The organism is Streptomyces sp. NRRL S-1022 (genome assembly GCF_000720135.1).
Lineage (GTDB): Bacteria > Actinomycetota > Actinomycetes > Streptomycetales > Streptomycetaceae > Streptomyces.
In genome coordinates, this window is the sequence record NZ_JOIU01000003.1 from 243,638 (window position 1) to 264,622 (window position 20,985).

The window sequence follows — 20,985 nt, forward strand, 5'->3', positions numbered from 1 at the left end:
TGGCGGAAGATACAAATGAGTGCCACACCGCTCAGGTGCTATTCAGTTGTTCTTTCCCACCAGTGCGTAGGTCTGCGTCGCGATCTCCAGTTCCTCATCGGTCGGCACGACGGCGACCGCCACCCGGGCGGAGTCCGGCGAAATCAGCCGCGGGCCCCCGCCGCGAACGGCGTTCCGCTCCGCGTCGACCGCCAGGCCCAGGGGCTCCAGGCCCGCGACCGCCGCCTCCCGCACCGGGGCGGCGTTCTCGCCGACCCCGGCGGTGAAGGCCACCGCGTCCACCGTGCCGAGCACCGCGTAATAGGCGCCGATGTACTTCTTGAGCCGGTGAATGTAAATGTCGAAGGCGAGTGCGGCCTCTTCGTCGCCCTCGTCGATCCGGCGGCGGATCTCCCGCATGTCGTTGTCCCCGCACAGACCGAACAGGCCGCTCCTCTTGTTCAGAAGAGTGTCGATCTCGTCCATGGACATATCCCCAACACGTGCCAAATGGAAGATGACGGCCGGATCCAGATCACCGGACCGCGTACCCATCACGAGCCCCTCCAAGGGGGTCAGCCCCATCGAGGTGTCCACGCAGCGGCCCTGGCGCACCGCGGAAGCGGAGGCGCCGTTGCCCAGGTGCAGCACGATCACGTTGACCTCGGAGGGGTCCTTGCCCAGCAGCCGCGCGGTCTCCCGCGAGACGTAGGCGTGCGAGGTGCCGTGGAAGCCGTAGCGGCGGATCCGGTGCCGGTCGGCGATCCGCGGATCGATCGCGTAGCGCGCCGCCGACTCCGGCATCGTGGTGTGGAAGGCGGTGTCGAACACGGCGACCTGGGGCAGGTCGGGGCGCAGCCCCTGCGCGGTGCGGATGCCGGTGAGGTTGGCCGGGTTGTGCAGCGGGGCTACCGGGATCAGCCGCTCGATCTCGGTGAGCACCGTGTCGTCGATGACGGTGGGCTCGGTGAAGAACATCCCGCCGTGCACCACCCGGTGCCCGATCGCGGCCAGTTCGGGGGAGTCCAGGCCCAGGCCGTCGCGGCCCAGCTCCTCGGCGACCGCCTTCAGGGCGGCGTCGTGGTCGGCGATCGGACCGGTGTGCTCCCGGGTGCCGCCGGTGGTGAGGCAGGTGTGCGCGATCCGGGAGGTCTGCTCGCCGATGCGCTCGACCAGGCCCGCCGCGAGCCGGCTGCTGTCCCGCATGTCCAGCAGCTGGTACTTCACCGAGGAGGAGCCGGAGTTCAGGACGAGGACACGCGTGGGGGAGGTCACTGCTGGGACGCCTTCTCGTTCGGGGACTGGGCGGAGTTCTGGGCCTGGATCGCCGTGATGGCGACGGTGGAGACGATGTCCTGGACGAGCGCGCCCCGGGACAGGTCGTTGACCGGCTTGCGCAGCCCCTGCAGGACCGGGCCGACGGCGATCGCGCCGGCCGAACGCTGCACGGCCTTGTAGGTGTTGTTGCCGGTGTTCAGGTCGGGGAAGATCAGCACGCTGGCCTGCCCGGCGACGTCGGAGTCCGGCAGCTTCGTCGCGGCGATGGACGGCTCGACGGCCGCGTCGTACTGGATCGGCCCCTCGATCTTCAGGTCCGGCCGGCGCGCGCGGACCAGCTCGGTGGCCTCGCGCACCTTGTCGACGTCGGCGCCCGACCCGGACGTACCGGTGGAGTACGACAGCATCGCGATCCGCGGCTCCACGCCGAACTGCGCGGCCGTGCCCGCGGACTGGACGGCGATGTCCGCGAGCTGCTCGGCGTCCGGGTCCGGGTTGACCGCGCAGTCGCCGTAGACCAGCACCTTGTCGGCCAGGCACATGAAGAACACCGACGAGACGATCGAGGAGTCCGGCCTGGTCTTGATGATCTCGAAGGCCGGGCGGATGGTGGCCGCCGTGGAGTGCACCGAGCCGGACACCATGCCGTCGGCCAGGCCCTCCTGGACCATCAGGGTGCCGAAGTAGTTGACGTCGGAGACGACGTCGTAGGCCAGCTCGACGGTGACGCCCTTGTGGGCGCGCAGGGCCGCGTACTGCTGGGCGAAGGCGTCCCGCAGCTCGGAGGTGGCCGGGTCGATCAGCTGGCTGTCGCCGAGGTCGATGCCGAGGTCGGCGGCCTTCTTGCGGATCAGGTCGACCGGGCCGAGCAGGGTCAGGTCGCACACGCCCCGGCGCAGCAGCACCTCGGCCGCGTGCAGCACCCGCTCCTCGGTGCCCTCCGGCAGGACGACCCTGCGCCTGTCGGAGCGGGCCTGCTCCAGGAGCTTGTGCTCGAACATCATCGGGGTGACCCGGTCGCTGCTCGGCGCGGAGACCCGGCGGGCCAGGCCGGCGGTGTCGGCGTACCGCTCGAACAGGCCGAGCGCGGTCTCCGCCTTGCGCGGGGTGGCCGCGGTCATCTTCCCCTCCAGGGAGAAGAGCTGCTCGGCGGTGGGGAAGCTGTTGCCGGCCACCGAGAGCACCGGGGTGCCCGGGGCGAGGCGGGCGGCCAGGGTGAGGATCTCCTCGCTCGGCACCTCGTTCAGGGTGAGCAGCACGCCGGCTATCGGCGGGGTGCCGGCGCTGTGCGCGGCGAGCGAGCCGACGACCAGGTCGGCGCGGTCGCCCGGGGTGACGACCAGGCAGCCCGGGGTCAGGGCGCCCAGGAAGTTCGGCAGCATCGCGCCGCCGAACACGAAGTCCAGCGCGTCGCGGGCGAGCCCGGAGTCGTCGCCGAGCAGCACCTTGGCGCCGAGGGTCTGGGCGATCTGGGCGACCGTCGGCGCGGACAGCGCGGGCTCGTCGGGCAGCACGTACGTCGGCACCGGCAGCCGGTCGGCGAGCCGCCCGGCGATCTCGTCGCGGTCCTCGCGGGCGACCCGGTTGGCGACCATGGCCAGCACGTCGCAGCCGAGGCCGTCGTAGGCGCGGTAGGCGTTGCGGGTCTCGGCCAGCACGGACGCGGCGGACTGCTTGCGGCCGCCGACCACCGGGATCACGGAGGCGCCGAACTCGTTGGCGAGCCGGGCGTTCAGGGACAGCTCGTCCGGCAGCTGGGTGCCGGCGTAGTCGGTGCCGAGGACCAGGACGACGTCGTAGTCCCGGGCCACCAGGTGGAAGCGGTCGACGAGGGCGGAGACCAGCTCGTCGGTGCCCTGCTCGGCCTGGAGCACGGACGCCCGGTCGTAGTCCATGCCGTAGACGGTCGCCGGGTCCTGGGAGAGGCGGTAGCGGGACCGCAGCAACTCGAACAGCCGATCGGGGCCGTCGTGGACGAGCGGACGGAAGACCCCCACCCGGTCGACCTGCCGGGTCAGGAGTTCCATGACTCCCAGCTCCACGACCTGGCGGCCGTCACCGCGGTCGATCCCGGTCACGTACACGCTGCGCGTCACGTGTCCACTCCGTTCCTCTTGTCGCTTGTGTCGCCTTGCGGCATAAAAATCGCCCACCAAGGTGAGCAGAACCCTCTTGACAATACCCCCGCCTACGGATAAGGCGCCCGTCAAGACTTCACCTGCCCGGCGGACGTGAAAGAATCGAGACCGGCTCACCGGCACCGACAGCGAGCAGGAGACACAGCACGATGCGCATCGGAGTTCTCACCGCAGGCGGCGACTGCCCCGGCCTGAACGCCGTGATCCGGTCGGTCGTGCACCGGGCGGTGGCGCAGTACGGCGACGAGGTCATCGGATTCGAGGACGGTTACCGGGGTCTGCTGGACCGCCACTACCGCGCCCTCGACCTGGACGCGGTCAGCGGCATCCTGGCCCGCGGCGGCACCATCCTCGGCTCCTCCCGGCTGCAGCGCGACCGGCTGCGCGAGGCCTGCGAGGGCGCCGCCGACATGGTCGAGGAGTTCGGCATCGACGCGCTGATCCCGATCGGCGGCGAGGGCACGCTGACCGCGGCCCGCATGCTCTCCGACGCCGGCCTCCCGGTCGTCGGCGTCCCGAAGACCATCGACAACGACATCTCCTCCACCGACCGCACCTTCGGCTTCGACACCGCCGTCGGCGTGGCCACCGAGGCCATGGACCGCCTGAAGACCACCGCCGAGTCCCACCAGCGCGTGATGGTCGTCGAGGTCATGGGCCGGCACGCCGGCTGGATCGCCCTGGAGTCCGGCATGGCCGCCGGCGCCCACGGCATCTGCCTGCCCGAGCGGCCCTTCGACCCCGCCGACCTGGTCAAGATGGTCGAGGAGCGGTTCGCCCGCGGCAAGAAGTTCGCCGTCATCTGCGTCGCCGAGGGCGCCCACCCCGCCGAGGGCTCCATGGACTACGGCAAGGGCGAGATCGACCAGTACGGCCACGAGCGCTTCCAGGGCATCGGCACCGCCCTCGCCTACGAGCTGGAGCGGCGCCTCGGCAAGGAGGCCAAGCCGGTCATCCTCGGCCACATCCAGCGCGGCGGCGTCCCGACCGCGTACGACCGCGTCCTCGCCACCCGCTTCGGCTGGCACGCCGTCGAGGCCGCGCACCGCGGCGAGTTCGGCCGGATGACCGCCCTGCGCGGCACCGACATCGTCATGGTGCCGCTCGCGGAGGCCGTCACCGAGCTGAAGACCGTGCCGAAGGACCGGATGGACGAGGCCGAGTCGGTCTTCTAGGCCGTATCCGTCAGGTCCGCTTCTCCACCGCCGCCCAGAAGTGCTCCACGAGCCGGTCGAGGAACTCCCGCCCGGACTCGCTGGCACTCCTGCTGCCGCCACCCCAGCTGAGGGTGGCGGCCATGTGCCCCTGGTAGTCCTCGTGCAGCTCCTGCAGCGCCCCTTCCAGGGCCTCCGGCGCCACGGGCGCCAGCTTGCGCACCGGCCGCACATAGGCCTGCCAGCGCGTGGTCACCGCACTGCGCAGCAGTTCGGTGAGCCGCGTCTCCCGTCCGGTGACGGCGACGAAGTCGGGCAGGGCGAGAGCGAGCACCTGGGCGAGCACGGCCGACTGCCGCTCGTTGCCACGCCACTGCCCGCTCTCCTCCATGCGCAGGTACGACCGCACGTCCACGCCGACGGCACGGGCGACGTCCTCGGGTGCGACGGCACGGGCGATGCGGTGCTCGCGCAGGGTCCGCGGCCGGCCGAACAGTTCGCCCGGGGCACACCACAGCACACCCGCCAGCGCGGTCAGCTCCGGGTGGCTCGGCGCGGCCGTACCGCGTTCCCAGGCGACCACGAGGTCGGGTGTGACGTAGGGCAGCCCGTACGAGACCCGCATGCCGTACGCGACGTGCTCGGGGCCCATGCCGAGCGCGGCGCGCAGCCTGCGGGCGGCCGGAGCGTTGAAGAGGGGAGCTGAGGGTTCACGCACCCGGCACAAGCTAGGGGGCCGCACCCCGGAGGGCTACGGTCCGTTCCGCCAGGACCACGGATTGTGCGAACGTACAGTTCCGGCCGTTCGGTAGGTAACGGACGGAACACCCTTTCCCTCACCCCTTGACCGCGCCGCCCAGGGCGAAGCCGCCGCCCAGCCGCCGGGCCACCAGGACGTACAGGAGGATCACCGGCGTCGAGTAGACGACGGAGAACGCGGCGAGCTGACCGTAGGCGACCATGCCCCGGTTGCCGAAGAAGTCGTTGATGCTCACCGAGGCCGGCATCCGGTCCGGGGTGAGCAGCAGCATGAACGGGACGAAGAAGTTCCCCCACATCATCACGAACGAGAACACGGTCACCACGGCCAGCCCCGGCCCCATCAGCGGCAGCACGATCCGCAGCAGGGACTGCGCCGGCGACGCCCCGTCCGTCCAGGCCGCCTCCTCCAGTTCCCGCGGCACGCCGTCCATGAAGTTCTTCATCAGCCAGATCGCGAACGGCAGCTGGGAGGCGGCGAAGAAGAAGACCGTGCCCTGGAGGGTGTCGATCAGGTTCACCCGGACGAACAGGGCGTACACCGGCACCATGATCGCCGTGATGGGCAGGCTCGTCGCGAACAGGATCGTCAGCAGGAACGGCCGGTTCAGCCGGGACCGGAACCGGGACAGCGGATAGGCGGCGAGGGCGGCGCAGCCGACGGTCAGCGCCGTGGCGCCCCCGCACAGCACCAGACTGTTCAGCAGCGGTGTGTAGGTGATGTCCGGGGTCAGGACCGCCCGAAAGTTGGCCAGGGTGACCCCGTCCGGGACCCGGACCCGCAGGCCGGCGTGCGGATCCACGGCGGACAGCAGCACCCAGGCGAGCGGCAGCGCGAAGGCGGCGGCCACGGCCAGCAGCGAGAGATCGGCGGCGGCCCGCCGCGCGGAGCGCTTCCTGCCCATCAGACCTCCGTCCGCAGCAGCCGCAGGTAGACGACGGAGAACAGGGAGCCGACGAGCAGCAGGAGCAGGGCCACCGCGGTGCCGTATCCGATCATGCTGTTCTGGAAGGCCTGCTCGTACATGAACAACGGCAGCGTCTGGCTCCGGTCGCTGGGCCCGCCCCGGGTCATCACCCAGATCAGCCCGAAGACGGACAGCGTCTGGAGGGTGTTGAGCATGAGATTGGTGCCGATGGAACGCCGGATCATCGGCAGCGTGATGTGCCACAGCCGCCGCCACCCGCCGGCCCCGTCCACCTCGGCGGCCTCGGTGATCTCGGCCGGGATCTCGTCCAGCGCGGCGGAGTACACGAGCATCGAGAACGCCGTCCCGCGCCAGACGTTGGCGAAGGACACGGCCAGGATGGGCAGCGTGAACAGCCAGTTCTGCCGGGGCAGGTGCAGCCAGTCCAGGACGGCGTTCAGGGTGCCCTCACGCCGGAAGAACGCGTACAGCAGGAACCCGGCGACGACCTCCGGCAGCACCCACGCGGTGACGACGACGGCACCGGTCACCGTCCGGACGGGCTTCGACGCGCGCTTCATGAGCGAGGCCAGCGCGAGCCCCAGCGTGTTCTGCCCGACGAGCGAGGACAGCACCGTGAACACCAGGGTCAGCCACACCGCGTTCAGGAACGCGTCGTCCCGGAACGCCCGGCGGAAGTTGGCGAATCCGACGAACGAGGAGTGGGCCTGACCCGTCAGCTGGAGGTCGGTGAAGGCGATCCAGACGCAGTAGGCGATGGGCCCCGCGAGGAAGAGGAGCAGCAGGACCAGGGCGGGAGCGAGGGGGAGGGCCCGTACGGCCGGGTTCCCGCGCCTCACTTGCGGACCACTCGGCCGCCGGTGACGTCCTCGACCGTGGCGTCGTAGCCGCGCGCCGCCTCCGCCACGGACAGGTCACCGGTCGTGACCCCCTCCATGGCCTCCTGCACGGCGGTCGACACCTTCGGGTACGCCGGGTACGCGGGCCGGTAGTGCGTGCTCGCGACGAGATCGGTGAAGAACCTGATGCCGGGCTGGGCCTTCGCGTACGCCGGATCGGCGGCGACGTCCTTCCGTACGGCGATACCGGAGTTGGCGACGTACCACTTCCGGGCGTTGTCCTCCGTCTGCATCGTCCGGACGAACTCGAAGGCGAGGCCGGGGTTGGCCGCCCGGGCCGGGACGGACCAGGTCCAGCCGCCGGACATGCTCACCCTGCCCGGCGCCTGCCCGGCTTGCGTCGGCATGGCGGCGAGCCCCAACTGCTTCGACCAGTCCGGCCACTCGTGCCCACTGCCCGGCAGCCAGGCCTGCGGCAGCCAGGAGCCGTCGAGGGCGATGCCGAGCCTGCCCCGGGGCAGCAGTTCGCCGTTGACGGTGGTGTTGAAGTTCGGGTCCAGGGCGTCGGAGACGTCGGGGCCGAGCTTGTCCTTGTAGACGGTCTCCACGAACTTCAGCGAGTCCTTGAATCCCTGGGACCCAGTGATCCATTTCCTGCTGCCGCCGTCGTAGAGCGGATCCCGCGTGCCGTCGCCCGTGCCGTACAGGAGCATCTCGAAGCCCTGCATGGTGGACCGCTCTCCGGCCGGCTTGCCGGTGTAGACGTTGAGGGGGACGACCCCGGGGACCTTCCGCTTGACGGCCCGGGCGGCGGCGAGGACGTCGTCCCACGTCTTCGGCTGCCAGTCGGCGGGCAGCCCGGCCTTCCGGAACACCCGCTTGTCGAACCAGAGCCCGCGCGTGTCGGTCCCGTCCGGAACGCCGTACGTCTTCCCGTCCTGTCCCTTCGCCGCCGCCTTCGCCGTGCCGACGAACTGTTTCCAGTCCGGCCACTTGGCGAGGTACGGGTCGAGCGGCTTCAGGTACCCGCTGGTGATGTCGGAGTCGATGAGGAAGGTGTCCTCGTAGACCAGGTCCGGCGCGGTCCGCGGCGAGCGCAGCATCTGCTGGAGTTTGGTGTAGTACTCGGCGTCCGGTGCCTTGATCGGCACGAACTCCACCTTCTTGCCCGGGTGTTCGTGCTCGAACTGCTTCTTGATCCCGGCGAGGTAGGTGTCCATCACCTTGACGGAGTTGTCGGTGGACTGCTTGTACGACACCTTGATCGTGTCCGGATCGCTGCCGGAGCCGCTGCCGCAGGCGGTGAGGGCGGTGGCGGCGAGGGCGAGGGCGGTGAGGGTGGCGGCGGTGGGGCGCACGGGCATGACCTCCTGAGCACACGTGGGGGTGGCGCGGAGATTGCTGCCGTGAAGGTAAGAGGGGTGGTCCGGCCGGGTCAATGCGTGTGCGGGTCAATCCGGTAGGCCGGCGGCTCGGGCGCGGGCCTGGGCGGCTCGGTCGGGGGCGTTGGCTCGGGTGAAGGCGTCGGCGGATCCGAGGTAGGCGGCGCGGGCCTCGGCGGGGCGGTCGGCGGCTTGGTGAGTGAGGGCCAGGTTGTAAAGAGTCCTCCCCTCGCCGTGCCAGTCCTCGAACTCCGCGCGGAGCCCCAAAGACCTGCCGTACGCCTTGACCGCGTCTTCCGCCCGGCCTGCCTGTTGCAGGGCGAGGCCGAGGTTGTTCCACGCCATGGCCTCGCGCTGGCGGTCCTCAGTGGCTTGGTACAGGTCAAGGACGCGGCTGTGGGCCTCGATCGCCTCCTCCGTCCGGCCCGCCTCTTTCAGGGCGACGCCGAGGTTGTTCGACGCGCGGGCCTCGCTGCGGTGGTCTTCGGCGGTCCGGTACAGGTCGCGGGCCCGGGTGTGGGCGTCGATCGCCTCTTCCGCCCGGCCTGCTTCTCGCAGGGCGAGGCCGAGGTTGTTCCACGCGTCGGCCTCGCTGCGGTGGTCCTCGGCGGTCCGGTACAGGTCGCGGGCCCGGGTGTGGGCGTCGATCGCCTCTTCCACCTGCCCCGCCTCCCGCACGGCGAGGCCGAGGTGATCCCATGCGATGGCCTCGCCCAGTCGGTCCCCGGCAAGGCGGGCGGCCTCCCGCGCCGCCACCGCGACAGTGATCCAGTCGTCGAAGTGGCGCCGCCAGCTGAGGTATTCCCCCAGAGAGAATGCCAAGGCCACCGCTTCTTCCGCGAACCTCTCCTCCAGTCCCCACTCCACCGCGGCCACCAGACCCGCACGCTCGGCGTCCAGCCACGCCAACGCCTGCCCCCGCTCGCCGAACCGCTCCGGCTCCATCAGCCCCGGGATCCACCGCAATCGATCATCCGCCGCTTTCGCCCACCGCCAGTAGTACGTCAGCACCCGTTCCCGCGCCGCCTCCCCCTCCTCCCGCAACCCCGCATCCCCCGCCACCACACTGGCCCCGAACCCCCGCACCAGGTCGTGCAGCCGCCACCGCACCCCGGAAGCGGCGCCGTCGCCGCCCCGCACCGGCGTGACGAGATGGGTGGCGGCCAGGTCCTCCAGCAGCGAAAGGACGGACTCCGCGTCGAGGTCCGCGAGGGCCGAGACCGCCTCCGTCCCCGTCTCCGCACCCGGAGCCAGGCAGAGCAGACGCAGCAGGCGGGCCTGGTCGGGTGGCAGGCGGCGGTAGGAGGTCTCCAGCACAGGGCGCAGGACGAGTGAGCGCCCGTAGAGATCCGCTCCGGGGCTGCCGTCGTCGAGGACGGCGGTCGCGTCTCCGGCGTCCCGGATACCGGCCACCACGGACGCGATGTCCCGGTACCGGCGCCGGCGCAGCATGCCCGCGGCGATCTGCAACGCCAGGGGCAGGTGACCGCACAGATCCGCCAGCGCCCGCAGTGCGGCGGGCTCGCGCGCCGCGCGGTCGTCGCGTTCGTCGGTGTCGTGCAGGGCACGGGTGATCAGGGCGACCGAGTCATCCGGGTCGAGCGTCTCAAGGTCGATCAGCCGTACCGGAAGGGCGTCGGGACGGTCCCGGGAGGTGATGAGCACACGGTGCTGGTCCGTGCCGGGGAGCAGCGGCACGTACTGGGACGGGTCCGACGCGTTGTCCAGGATGAGGAGCATGCGGTCGCGCCGGTCGGCGAGGAGGGTGCGGTACGCGTCGTACTGCCGCTCGGTCGTCGGCGGCAGGTCCCGGTCGCGTACCCCGAGCGCGTCGAGCAGGGCCAGGACAGCCTGGTCGGCCGTGACCGGGTCGTCGTCGTAGCCGCGCAGGTCCACGAAGAGCGTCCCGCCCGGGAACCATCCCTTCGCGCGCGCCCGGTGCGCCGCCTCCAGGGCGAGCGCCGTCTTGCCGATGCCGCCCATGCCGGTGACGGCGAAGATGAGCAGCGGGAGTGCCGTCGTGTCGTCCTCGGCAGGCGCCAGGTGGGGGAGCAGGCGATCCAGCTCGGCCGACCGGCCGGTGAAACCCAGGGGACGGGCCGGCAGGGCGGCGGTCGCGCGGGGGACCGGGCCGTGGGCCGTGCCCCTACCGGCCTCCGACCTGCTTACCGGTGACGGGTCCGTGGAAGGTGCCGCCCCGGAAGTCGATGTGGTCGCCCCCGTAGCGTGCTTGGGGCCCCTCCTCGGAGTCGCCGGGACCGCTGGGGCGGGGCTGGTGCTTGCGCAGCAGCTCGACCGCCACGGTCGCCGCGCGCGCGGCCGCCCGCTGCTGCGAGCCGCCGGCGTCGGCCCGCCGCTTGTCGCGGTCCGCGCGGTCGCTGACGCCCCGCACGACGAGCGCGTCCACCTGTCCGCTCAGGTGGGCCGCGAGGGCCGCTCCGGAGCCCTCCATCTCGATGGCGCCCGCGTCGTTGTAGTGGGCGTCGAGGTGCCGGGCGATGTCGGACCTGGAGTCGGCCAGTACGACGTCACCGGTGGCTATCGGCGCGAAGTGTACCCGTACCTCCGGCAGGTCCCGCGCCGCGGAACGCGCCGCCTGCTCCAGCGCGTGCGAGCCGGGCAGTGCCTTCGGGCGGACCTTGAAACCGTCGTGGGCCTGCTTGCCGCCGTGGATCTCGTAGACCTGGGTGCCCACGACGACGTCGCCGATCCCGATGTCGTCCTTCAGGCTCCCCGCGACCCCCACGAACAGGACGGCCTCGGGGTGCAGCCAGTCGATGAGCTGGGCCGTGAGCGCGGCGGCACGCTCGGCCCCCACCCCGAGTTCGCCGATCGCCAGGTGCCAGGCGCTCTCCGGCAGCCGGCCCTTCTCGACGCGGGTCCCCTTGGGGTGGACGAGCTCCTCGCGCTCCGGGACGTACGCCCGGACAGCGGCGTATTCCAGGGGCAGTGCGGTCAGGACCAGAACAGTGGATTGAGTCTCCGGCACACTCATAAGGTACTGCCGGGGGAAGGGGCTTGCGTGCCGGAACGAGACGTCACCGTGGGGCAGTTGCTGCTCAGCGAGTACCAGACGGTCAAGGACGAGCAGAAGACACGGATCGGGTTCCGGGACAACCTGCTCTACGTCACCCTCACGGTGGTGGCGGCCGTCATCGCCGCCGCGGCGCAGGCCAGGCAGCCGGCGATGCTGCTCGCGCTGCCGCCGGTGTGTGTCGTGCTGGGCTGGACGTACCTGGTCAACGACCAGAAGATCTCGGCGATCGGGGCGTACGTGCGGGACGAGTTGGGGCCCCGGCTCGCCGCGCTGGCCCACGCCGAGGGCGGCGAGGTCTTCCGCTGGGAGACCGCGCACCGGGGGGACGCCCGGCGCTTCTCCCGGAAGGCCGTGCAGTGCGTGGTCGACCTGCTGGCCTTCTGCGTCGTGCCGTTGAGCGCGCTCGTCGTGTACTGGGCGGGCGGTGACGTCTCGGCCGGCCTCGTGGTCGTGTCCGTGCTGGAGGCGGTCGCGGTCGTGGGACTGGGGGTGTACCTGGTGCAGTACGCCGTGCCGTTCGGGGCGGGGGGCGGGGGCGGGTGAGCGATGTCGTCGACTTCCGGGGCGGGGACTTCCGGGGGCCGGTCATCGGGAAGGCGGAGTACCGGCAGCAGGCGCCGGCGCCTACCGCCTTGGACGCGCTGCCGCCGCCCGCTGCCGGGTTCACGGGCCGGGAACAGGAGTTGGCGCGCCTGAGAGCCGCACTGGATCCCTCGGCCACCGACGCCGAGCAGGCCGTCCTCGTCACCGCCGTGTCCGGGCTCGGCGGCATCGGCAAGACGGCGCTGGCGGTGCAGGCGGCGTACGCGGCGCGGGAGGCCGGGTGGTTCCCTGGCGGGATGCTGTTCGTGGACCTGCACGGGTACGACGACGTTCCGGTCACCGCGGACCAGGCGTTGCAGTCGCTGCTGCGGGCGCTGGGCGTGGATCCCGAGCACATTCCGGCCACGGCGGACGAACGGGCGGGGCTGTACCGGTCGGTGCTGGCCGAGCGGGTGGCGGTGCTGATCGTCGCCGACAACGCGTCGTCGCCGGAGCAGGTGAGGCCGTTGCTGCCGGGGGGCTCGAAGCACCGGGTGCTGGTCACTTCGCGGGACCGGCTGGCTCAACTGGGTGCCCGCCTGGTGCCGTTGGACCAGCTGACGCCCGAGGCGGCGTACGAACTCCTCGACCGGGCGCTGAGGATCGCCGACCCGGATGACGGCCGGGTCGCGGGGGACACGGAGGCGGCGGCGCGGCTGGCGGGACTGTGCGGTTATCTGCCGCTGGCGTTGCAGATCGCGGTGGCGCTGCTGGCGGAGGACCCGGGCAAGCCGGTGGCGGAACTCGCCGACGAACTGGGCACGTCGTACGACCGGCTGGCCGCGCTGGACGACGGGGACCGCAGCGTGCGCGCCGCGTTCGACCTCTCGTACCGCCGGCTCCCGGCCGCCCAGGCCCGCCTGCTGAGCCTGCTCGCCCTCGCGCCGGGGCCGGAGGTGAGCGAAGAGGTGAGTGCTGTGCTGGCCGGGGAGGAGAAGCCGCCGTTGGCCGACCTGAGAGCACTGGCGCGAGCCCACTTGGTGGAGCGGGGAAACAACGTGGGGTGCTGGCGAATGCACGACCTCGTCCGCGAGTTCGGGGCGGGTGTGCTGACCGGAGACGCGAAGGCGGTGGATGCGGCGCGGTATCGGCTTCTCGCGCATTACTACCGTTGGGCGGATGCGGCGGACGACCGGCTGCGGTGGCTCCCGGGTAAGCAGGAGCCGGCGCGATTCGCCACCCGCGCTGAAGCGTTGGCCTGGTTCGACAGGGAGCGCGCGGGGCTGGTGGCCGCGGCACAGTGGGGGCGGGCGAAGCGGTACGCGCGTGTGGCGGTGAAGCTGGCCCTGTGTCTGGGCACCTACTTCGAGTGGCGGCGACACCTGGACGACTTGATCACCGTCAGCAGCGCCGCTCAAGAGACGGCACATGGTGCGGGTGACGGGAAGAACGAGGCCATGGCGTTGATCAACCTCGGCAACGCCTTGGTGGTCGCGGGCCGGTCCGAGGAGTCGATGGACGCCACACTGCGTGGTCGCGACCTGTGCCAGAGCCATGGCGATCGCGAGGGTGAGGCGGCGGCGTGGAACAATCTCGGCCTTGCCCTGCGCGATCTCGGCTGCATAGACGACGCTGTGGACGCACACACCCGCAGTCGTGATCTGTGCCGTGAGTCACATGACCGTGAGGGCGAGGCGATGGCGTTGAACAACCTCGGTCTCGCGTTGGAGGAAGCGGACCGAGTGGCGGATGCCATCGACGCTTACACCCGTGCCCTGACCCTGTCTCGGACCATCGGTGACCGTCAGATCGAGGCCTCCGTGTGGAACAACTTCGGCAACGCTCTCGAAGCGGTGGGGCGAGTGGACGAAGCCCTGCAGGCCTACCGCAAAGATCTGGATTTCTGCTTGGGATTGGAGCACTGGTACGGAGCCGGCCAGAGTCTCGACAACATCGCTCTCGCTCTCGTATCCCTCGGTCGCGTCGGGGATGCCCGCGCCCACTACCAGCAGGCCGCCGACGCGTACACCCGGGCCAACGCCCCCCAGGAAGCCGCCGAAGCCCGCGCCCGCGCCGCCGCCCTCACCGCCCCTGCCGCACCCACCGATACACCAGCTCCGGACGCCCCACCTGCCCGTACAGCGGACTCCGTACCGCCCGCCCCGCGTCCACCAGGTGCTCCAGGTACCGTCGCGCGGTGATGCGCGAGATGCCCACCGCCTCGGCCACCCCGGCCGCGGTGAGCCCCTCCGACGCGGCCTCCCGCAGCGCGGCCGTCACCCGCTCCAGCGTCGGCCCGCTGAGCCCCTTCGGCAGGGCCGCCGGTGACGGCGCCCGGAGGCTGGCCAACGCGCGGTCCACCTCGTCCTGGCCGCTCGCCTCGCCCACCGCCGCGTGGAACTCGGCGTACCGCACCAGCCGGTCCCTCAGCGTCGCGAATGTGAACGGTTTGAGCACATACTGGACGACCCCAAGCGAGACCCCTTCCCGTACCACCGCCAGGTCCCGCGCCGAGGTCACCGCTATCACGTCGGCGTGGTGGCCGGCGGCCCGCAGGGACCGGGCCAGCTGCAAGCCGTGCACATCCGGCAGGTGGAGGTCCAGCAGCAGCAGGTCCACCGCCGTGCGGTCCAGGATGCGGCGCGCCTCCGCGCCCGTGTGCGCCTTCCCGACCGCGACGAAACCCGGCACCCGGCCGACGTACATCACGTGCGCGTCGGCGGCGACCGGGTCGTCCTCGACGACGAGGACGCGGATGGGCTGCCGGTCGTTCGTCATCTGCCGCCGCCCAGGGGTGTGCGCAACGGCAACCGCACCTCGAACACCGCTCCGCCCTCGCCGTCCTCGCCGGACTCCGTCACCGTCAGCGTGCCCTCGTGGCGGTGGACCGCCTGCCGGACCAGGGCCAGCCCGAGTCCCCGCCCGCCGGGTCCGGCCGGCTTGGTGGAGAACCCCCGCTGGAATACCAGGTCGGCGTGGTCAGGGTCGACCCCCGGGCCGGTGTCCGACACCCGGAGCACCACTTCGGCGGCCGTAGCGTACGCCGTCACGGTCACCCGTGCCCGCACGCTGCCCTGTGCAGCGTCCACCGCGTTGTCGATCAGGTTGCCGAGGATGGTCACCAGGTCGCGGGCGGACACGCTCTGCGGGAGCAGTCCGTCGTCCAGCCGGCTGTCGGGCGAGACGACCAGCTCCACGCCCCGCTCGTTCGCCTGCGCGGTCTTGCCCAGCAGCAGCGCGGCCAGGACCGGCTCGCTCACCGCGGCCACCACCTGGTCGGTCAGGGCCTGCGCCAGCTCCAGCTCGGCCGTGGCGAACTCCACCGCCTCCTCGGCCCGGCCCAGCTCGATGAGGGAGACGACCGTGTGGAGGCGGTTCGCGGCCTCGTGCGCCTGGGAACGCAGGGCCTGGGTGAAGCCGCGCTCGGAGTCCAGTTCGCCCATCAGGGACTGGAGCTCGGTCACGTCGCGGAGGGTCACGACCGTGCCCCGGTGTTCGCCCCCGGACACCGGGGAGGTGTTCACGACCAGGACCCGGGACTCGGTCAGGTGCACCTCGTCCACCCGGGGCTCGGAGGACAGCAGCGCGCCGGTCAGCGGGGCCGGCAGGCCGAGGCCGGCCACCGAGCGGCCGATCGCCTCCTCCTCGGGGCCGACGCCCAGGAGTTCCCGGCCGCCGTCGTTGATCAGGGCCACCCGGTACCGGCCGTCCAGCATCAGCAGCCCTTCCCGGACGGCGTGCAGTGCGGCCTGGTGGTAGTCGTGCATCCGGCTCAGCTCGGTGGCGTTCATGCCGTGGGTGTGGCGGCGCAGCCGGGCGTTGATCACGTAGGTGCCGACCGCGCCGAGCAGCAGTGTCCCGCCGGCCACCCCGAGCAGGGCCGCGACCTGGTCCTGGACCCGGGCGCTGATCGTCTCCACCTTGATGCCGGCGCTGACCAGGCCGACGATCCGGCCGTTGTCCGTGATGGGGGTCACCGCGCGGACGGACGGCCCGAGCGTGCCGGTGTAGGTCTCGGTGAAGGTGCGGCCGTGCCGGGCGGGTCCGATGTTGCCGAGGAAGCGTCGGCCGATCTGGTTGCGGTCGGGGTGGGTCCAGCGGATGCCGGACGGGTTCATGATCGTGACGAAGTCGACGTTCGCGTCCCGCGTGACCTGGAGGGCGTACGGCTCCAGCCGGGCCGTGGGGTCGGCGGTGCGGATCGCCACGCGGACCGAGGGGGAGTCGGCGATGGACCGGGCCACCGCCGTCGCCTGCCGGGCGGCGGCGTCCTCGGCCTGCCGCTGGTCGCTGACGTAGGTGAACAGCGCGTACCCGGCCACGACCACCGCGATGAGCACGGCCTGCATGGCGAACAGCTGGCCGGCCAGGCTGCGGGGCCGGGGGAGGGCGGGCAGACGCATGTCAGCAGTGTGCCTCTCCGCTTGAGCGTGAACTAAATGAACGGAAGGGTGACCGCCCTCACAGGCCGGGAGATAGTCACGGCATTCCCCGATAACGCCCGGACGTGAGCCGCACGCCGGTAGTTACGCCGACGAAGACGTCAAGGAGGGCAGTCGTGGCCGCCAGCACTCCCGGTACGGCACCTGCCGCAGCCCGCGTGAAGCGGGACCGGACCCATTACCTGTACATCGCCGTCATCGTGGCGGTCGCGCTCGGCATCGCCGTGGGCTTGATCTGGCCCGACGCCGCGGTGGAGCTGAAGCCGCTGGGCACCGGGTTCGTGAACCTGATCAAGATGATGATCTCGCCGATCATCTTCTGCACCATCGTGCTCGGCATCGGATCGGTGCGGAAGGCCGCGAAGGTCGGAGCCGTCGGCGGTATCGCCCTCGGCTACTTCCTCGTGATGTCACTCGTCGCGCTCGCCATCGGGCTCGTCGTCGGCAACGTGCTGCACCCCGGTGACGGGCTGCACATCACCAACGCGATCAAGGCGACCGGACACGGCCAGGTCTCGCCCGACGCGCTGCCGCCGGTGGACTTCGTCCTGTCGATCATCCCGACCACGTTCGTGTCCGCCTTCACCGAGGGGCAGGTGCTGCAGACCCTGCTCGTGGCCCTGCTCGCCGGGTTCGCGCTGCAGGCCATGGGCTCGGCCGGACAGCCGGTGCTGCGCGGCATCGAGCACATCCAGCGGCTGGTCTTCCGCATCCTGTCCATGGTGATGTGGGCCGCCCCGATCGGCGCGTTCGGCGCGATCGCGGCCGTGGTCGGCTCGGCGGGCATCGACGCGCTCAAGAGCCTGGCCGTGCTGATGCTCGGCTTCTACGTCACCTGCTTCCTGTTCGTCTTCGTCGTGCTCGGCGCGCTGCTGCGGATCGTCGCGGGCCTGAACGTCTTCTCCCTGTTCAAGTACCTCGGCCGGGAGTTCCTGCTGATCCTGTCGACGTCCTCGTCGGAGTCCGCGCTGCCGCGCCTGATCGCCAAGATGGAGCACCTGGGCGTCAGCCGGCCGGTCGTCGGCATCACCGTGCCGACCGGGTACTCCTTCAACCTCGACGGCACGATGATCTACATGACCATGGCGTCGCTGTACATCGCGGACGCGCTGGGCACGCCGATGTCGGTCGGCGAGCAGATCCCGCTGCTGCTCTTCCTGCTGCTGGCGTCCAAGGGCGCGGCCGGTGTCAGCGGCGCCGGGCTCGCCACGCTGGCCGGCGGCCTGCAGTCGCACAAGCCGGCGCTGGTCGACGGGGTCGGTCTGATCGTCGGCATCGACCGGTTCATGAGCGAGGCGCGGGCCCTGACGAACTTCGCGGGCAACGCGGTCGCGACGGTGCTCGTGGGCACGTGGACCAAGGAGATCGACATGGTCCGGGTGAACCGGGTGCTGGCCGGTGAGCTGCCCTTCGACGAGACCACACTGCTGGACGAGGACCGGCCCGACGCGGCCGCGGTCCCCGGGGCGCAGGAGGACGGCGAGAAGGAACTCGCCAAGGCCTGAGCCGGCCTACGAGCTCCGGACGTCCGGCCCCGCCTGAACCCGGGCCGGGCGTCCGGCCCCCGCCGCCGGGCGGCTGGGTCTCCCCCCGTGGCCCAGCCGCCCGGCTCTTGCTTTCCCCGGGCCCAGCCGTACGGCTTCTGGTTTCGGAGCCGGCCGCCCGGCTCCTGCTTTCCGGGCCCGGCCGCCGGACCTCTGCTTTCCCCCGAGGCCGGCGGTCCGGCTCCTGCGTTCCCCCCGGGGCCCGCCGCCCGGCCTCTGCTTTCCCGGGCCCGGCCGTCCGGCTGCTGCTTTCCCCGGGCCCGACGGCCGGCTCCTGCTTTCCGGCCCCGGCCGTCGGGCCTCTGCGTTCCCCCAGGCCCGGCCGTCCGGCTGCTGCTTGCCCCCGGCCCAGCCGTCCGGCTTCTGCTTTCCCCGAGGCCGGCCGCCCGCTTCTACCTTCCCTGTACCTTCCCTGGCGCCGGCCGCCCGGCTTCTGTTTTCCCCGGGAACCCAGGGCGGCGCTACGACACCCCGGCCACCAGCTCGGTGGCCCGTGAGGCGGGTACGCCCGCCGCGGTCAGCACGGCGACCGTGGCGGAGCGGCCCGCCTCCTCCGCTGCCAGGAGGCCGTCGTTCACCGCCTCCATGACCGCGAACAGCATCTGCTCGTGCACGTACGCGAGGGCCGGTGCGGGCAGCGGGGAGGCGAAGGCGCCCTCGTCCAGGCCGCGCTGGAGGAGGCGGACCTTGTCCTCGCGCAGCGGTGCGAGGCGGTCGCGGATGCCCTGCACGGTGACCGTGCGCTGGGCCAGGGCGATCAGCAGGCGGTAGCGGTCGGCGATCGGCCACAGGGCGAGCACCGAGCGGGCCACCGCCTCCGCCGGGTCGCCGACGCCGGCGCGGGCGCGCGCGTCCGCGTCCACCAGCGCCTCCACGGCCCCGTCCACCAGGGTGCTGATCAGCGCTTCCCGGCTGGGGAAGTGGCCGTAGACCGTGCGCCGTACGACGCCCGCCGCGCGCGCGATCTGGTCCATGGAGGCATCGGGATCGCGCAGCAGTTCGGCGAGGGCGACGTCGAGGATGCGGCGCCGGTTTGCGTCGGCGCGGCTGGTGTTACCCGTGGTCATGGCGGCCATTGTGCCTCCCCGCACCCTTCCCGGCTCGACTTGCACAGTGCTGTGCAACGACGTACATTGCACATGGTTGTGCAATTGCACGCCACTGTGCAAGTTTCGTCGCGTACCCGAGGAAGGCGACCCCTGCCATGCGACTCGTCATGACCGAACCGGTCGACAGGACGGACCGCCCCTACGCCCGGCGCTGGTGGGCGCTCCTGGTGCTCTGTCTCAGCCTGCTGATCATCGTGATGGCGAACACCGCCCTCACCGTGGCGGCGCCCGACATGACGAAGGACCTCGGGCTCTCCAGCGCCGACCTGCAGTGGGTGATCGACGGCTACACCGTCCCCTACGCGGCCCTGATGCTGCTGCTCGGCGCGATCGGCGACAAGTACAGCCGGCGCGGCGCGCTCGTCCTCGGCCTGCTGGTGTTCGGCGGCGGGGCCGTCTTCGGCTACCTCGCCGACAGCTCCGCGACCGTCATCGCGGCCCGCGCCGTGATGGGCGTCGGCGCGGCCCTGATCATGCCGGCCACGCTCTCCCTGCTCGCCGCGACCTTCCCGCGCGCCGAGCGGGCCAAGGCGATCACGCTGTGGACCGCCACCGCCGGGCTCGCCATCGCCGCCGGGCCGGTGGTCGCCGGCGCCCTGCTGCGCGACCACGGCTGGGCCTCCACCTTCCTGATCAACGTGCCCATCGCGGCCGTCGCGATCGTCGGCGCCCTGGTCCTCGTACCGCCGTCCAAGGCCGGCCACCACGACCGCATCGACTACGTCGGCGGACTGCTGTCGGTGCTCTGGACCGGCGCGCTCGTCTACATGATCATCGAAGGCCCGCACTTCGGCTGGCACGCCAAGGCCGTCGGGGCGGCCGTCGCCGCCGGCGTCGGCCTGGTCGCCTTCGTCCTGTGGGAGCTGCGCCACCCGCGCCCCATCCTGGACGTGCGCCGCTTCGCCGGCCGCCGGTTCGCCGGCTCCAACCTCGCCGTCGCCCTGTTCTTCCTCGCCGTCTTCGGCGCCTTCTACTACCTCACCCAGCACCTGCAGTTCGTCCTCGGCTACGACGCCCTGGAGACCGGTGTGCGCATGCTGCCGCTCGCCGGTGCCGTCTTCGTCGGCTCGGCGCTGACCGGGTACCTCACCCCGCGCGTCGGCATGAAGTGGACCGTCAGCGCGGGCATGGTCGGCGGTACGACCGCCCTCGCCCTGCTCACCCGGGTGGACGCCGGCTCCACCTACGGCGACTTCGTGGCGCCCCTGGTCATCCTGGGCCTCGCCATCGGCCTCGCCCTCTCGCCGTGCACCGACGCCATCATGGGCGCGTTCCCGGAGTCCGAGCTGGGCGTCGGCGGCGCCGTCAACGACACCTCGCTGGAGCTGGGCGGCTCGCTCGGCATCGCCATCCTCGGCTCGCTGCTCGCCACCTCCTACGGCGACCACCTCTCCGACGCCACCGCGGGCAGCAAGCTCCCGGCGAGCGCCCTGGACACCGCGCAGGACTCGGTCGGCGCCGGGTACGCCGTCGCGCAGGGCATCGGCGAGAAGGCGCAGCAGGCCGCAGCGCGGGCCCAGCAGGCCGGTGACCCGCAGCAGGCCGCGCAGCTCAAGCAGCAGGCCGGTGAACTGGCCGCCGGTGCCCGGCAGATGGCCGACGCGGTCGGCTCCGCCTTCTCCGACGCGGTCGCCCACACCAGCCTGGTCGGCGCGGTGATCCTCGGCGTCGGCACGGTCCTGGTGGCCGTCCTGCTGCCGCGCCGCGAGGCGCAGGCGCCGCAGGCGGAGGCGGAGGCCGAAGAGCGGGAACCGGTCCACAGCACGGCCGACTGAGCACCTCGCAGCCCCGTCCGTCGACGTGCCGTTCCGGATCAACCGGAACGGCACGTTCGCGTACGGCGTCCGTACGTGTGGTGCCCGATGATGGGTGC

At 71.7% G+C, this 20,985-nt stretch carries 16 protein-coding genes; 5 read left to right on the plus strand and 11 right to left on the minus strand.

Translation table 11 applies throughout. The annotated features are described in order from the left end of the window. Window positions 1–42 precede the first annotated feature (42 nt). Both IG05_RS0104585 and pta read right to left on the minus strand, forming a co-directional pair. Window positions 43–1,254: an acetate kinase gene (locus tag IG05_RS0104585; protein WP_030339365.1), complete on the minus strand. Its 1,212-nt coding sequence runs from the start codon at window positions 1,252–1,254 to the stop codon at window positions 43–45. Beyond that, on the minus strand, window positions 1,251–3,353 hold the full coding sequence (gene pta, locus IG05_RS0104590; RefSeq protein ID WP_030339367.1) for a phosphate acetyltransferase: 2,103 nt from the start codon (window positions 3,351–3,353) through the stop codon (window positions 1,251–1,253). Before pta ends, IG05_RS0104585 begins: the two co-directional genes overlap by 4 nt. A 191-nt stretch (window positions 3,354–3,544) precedes the next feature. Here pta and IG05_RS0104595 point away from each other — a divergent pair, with 191 nt between their 5' ends. After that, the gene (locus tag IG05_RS0104595; protein ID WP_030339369.1) at window positions 3,545–4,570 is read left to right on the plus strand and encodes an ATP-dependent 6-phosphofructokinase; all 1,026 of its coding nucleotides are present in this window, start codon (window positions 3,545–3,547) and stop codon (window positions 4,568–4,570) included. A 10-nt stretch (window positions 4,571–4,580) separates the two neighbouring features. Here the strand turns inward: IG05_RS0104595 and IG05_RS0104600 are convergent, their stop codons facing one another. From IG05_RS0104600 to IG05_RS0104625, 6 genes are all read right to left on the minus strand, one after another. Further along, window positions 4,581–5,267, minus strand: coding sequence for an XRE family transcriptional regulator (locus tag IG05_RS0104600; RefSeq protein ID WP_234335761.1), 687 nt, complete (start codon window positions 5,265–5,267; stop codon window positions 4,581–4,583). Between the two features lie 118 nt (window positions 5,268–5,385). After that, window positions 5,386–6,213, minus strand: a complete 828-nt coding sequence (locus IG05_RS0104605; RefSeq protein ID WP_030339373.1) for a carbohydrate ABC transporter permease — start codon at window positions 6,211–6,213, stop codon at window positions 5,386–5,388. Continuing rightward, the gene (locus IG05_RS0104610; RefSeq protein ID WP_030339375.1) at window positions 6,213–7,076 is read right to left on the minus strand and encodes a carbohydrate ABC transporter permease; all 864 of its coding nucleotides are present in this window, start codon (window positions 7,074–7,076) and stop codon (window positions 6,213–6,215) included. The genes IG05_RS0104605 and IG05_RS0104610 overlap by 1 nt, the downstream gene beginning before the upstream one ends. Further along, the gene (locus IG05_RS0104615) at window positions 7,073–8,440 is read right to left on the minus strand and encodes an extracellular solute-binding protein (RefSeq protein ID WP_030339377.1); all 1,368 of its coding nucleotides are present in this window, start codon (window positions 8,438–8,440) and stop codon (window positions 7,073–7,075) included. Before IG05_RS0104615 ends, IG05_RS0104610 begins: the two co-directional genes overlap by 4 nt. An 87-nt stretch (window positions 8,441–8,527) precedes the next feature. After that, a complete protein-coding gene (locus IG05_RS0104620) occupies window positions 8,528–10,465 on the minus strand; it encodes an ATP-binding protein (protein ID WP_158838782.1) in 1,938 nt (645 codons plus the stop codon). A gap of 139 nt (window positions 10,466–10,604) precedes the next feature. Beyond that, window positions 10,605–11,453 carry a 5'-methylthioadenosine/S-adenosylhomocysteine nucleosidase gene (locus IG05_RS0104625; protein WP_030339380.1) on the minus strand — a complete coding sequence of 283 codons (849 nt, stop codon included), beginning with the start codon at window positions 11,451–11,453 and terminating at the stop codon, window positions 10,605–10,607. 27 nt (window positions 11,454–11,480) lie between these two features. Between IG05_RS0104625 and IG05_RS0104630 the strand changes: the two genes are divergently transcribed. Together IG05_RS0104630 and IG05_RS0104635 are read left to right on the plus strand one after the other, a co-directional pair. Then, window positions 11,481–12,038 carry a hypothetical protein gene (locus IG05_RS0104630; RefSeq protein WP_030339382.1) on the plus strand — a complete coding sequence of 186 codons (558 nt, stop codon included), beginning with the start codon at window positions 11,481–11,483 and terminating at the stop codon, window positions 12,036–12,038. Beyond that, entirely contained in the window at window positions 12,035–14,218 is a 2,184-nt protein-coding gene (locus IG05_RS0104635; RefSeq protein ID WP_051789490.1) for a tetratricopeptide repeat protein, read from the plus strand. Before IG05_RS0104630 ends, IG05_RS0104635 begins: the two co-directional genes overlap by 4 nt. Here the strand turns inward: IG05_RS0104635 and IG05_RS44615 are convergent. Both IG05_RS44615 and IG05_RS0104640 read right to left on the minus strand, forming a co-directional pair. Then, window positions 14,100–14,795 (minus strand): response regulator, encoded by a 696-nt coding sequence (locus IG05_RS44615; protein WP_078893894.1) that lies wholly within the window; start codon window positions 14,793–14,795, stop codon window positions 14,100–14,102. The two genes, IG05_RS0104635 and IG05_RS44615, sit on opposite strands and share 119 nt — an antisense overlap. Further along, the gene (locus IG05_RS0104640; RefSeq protein WP_030339385.1) at window positions 14,792–16,420 is read right to left on the minus strand and encodes a sensor histidine kinase; all 1,629 of its coding nucleotides are present in this window, start codon (window positions 16,418–16,420) and stop codon (window positions 14,792–14,794) included. Before IG05_RS0104640 ends, IG05_RS44615 begins: the two co-directional genes overlap by 4 nt. A gap of 155 nt (window positions 16,421–16,575) precedes the next feature. On the opposite strand from IG05_RS0104640, the gene IG05_RS0104645 reads away from it, so the two are divergent. Then, window positions 16,576–17,964 carry a cation:dicarboxylate symporter family transporter gene (locus IG05_RS0104645; protein ID WP_030339387.1) on the plus strand — a complete coding sequence of 463 codons (1,389 nt, stop codon included), beginning with the start codon at window positions 16,576–16,578 and terminating at the stop codon, window positions 17,962–17,964. A gap of 500 nt (window positions 17,965–18,464) precedes the next feature. Here the strand turns inward: IG05_RS0104645 and IG05_RS0104650 are convergent, their stop codons facing one another. Further along, window positions 18,465–19,079: a TetR/AcrR family transcriptional regulator gene (locus IG05_RS0104650; RefSeq protein ID WP_030339389.1), complete on the minus strand. Its 615-nt coding sequence runs from the start codon at window positions 19,077–19,079 to the stop codon at window positions 18,465–18,467. Window positions 19,080–19,207: 128 nt separating this feature from the next. Here IG05_RS0104650 and IG05_RS0104655 point away from each other — a divergent pair, with 128 nt between their 5' ends. Further along, window positions 19,208–20,887, plus strand: a complete 1,680-nt coding sequence (locus IG05_RS0104655) for an MFS transporter (RefSeq protein ID WP_030339391.1) — start codon at window positions 19,208–19,210, stop codon at window positions 20,885–20,887. Window positions 20,888–20,985: the final 98 nt, after the last annotated feature.

Bases quoted from the DNA above. Each gene is read 5' to 3' on its own strand.
- IG05_RS0104595 (WP_030339369.1), top strand. From the start codon at position 3,545: ATGCGCATCGGAGTTCTCACCGCAGGCGGCGACTGCCCCGGCCTGAAC.
- IG05_RS0104605 (WP_030339373.1), bottom strand. From the start codon at position 6,213: ATGGGCAGGAAGCGCTCCGCGCGGCGGGCCGCCGCCGATCTCTCGCTG.
- IG05_RS0104615 (WP_030339377.1), bottom strand. From the start codon at position 8,440: ATGCCCGTGCGCCCCACCGCCGCCACCCTCACCGCCCTCGCCCTCGCC.
- IG05_RS0104625 (WP_030339380.1), bottom strand. From the start codon at position 11,453: ATGAGTGTGCCGGAGACTCAATCCACTGTTCTGGTCCTGACCGCACTG.
- IG05_RS44615 (WP_078893894.1), bottom strand. From the start codon at position 14,795: ATGACGAACGACCGGCAGCCCATCCGCGTCCTCGTCGTCGAGGACGAC.
- IG05_RS0104640 (WP_030339385.1), bottom strand. From the start codon at position 16,420: ATGCGTCTGCCCGCCCTCCCCCGGCCCCGCAGCCTGGCCGGCCAGCTG.
- IG05_RS0104650 (WP_030339389.1), bottom strand. From the start codon at position 19,079: ATGGCCGCCATGACCACGGGTAACACCAGCCGCGCCGACGCAAACCGG.
- IG05_RS0104655 (WP_030339391.1), top strand. From the start codon at position 19,208: ATGCGACTCGTCATGACCGAACCGGTCGACAGGACGGACCGCCCCTAC.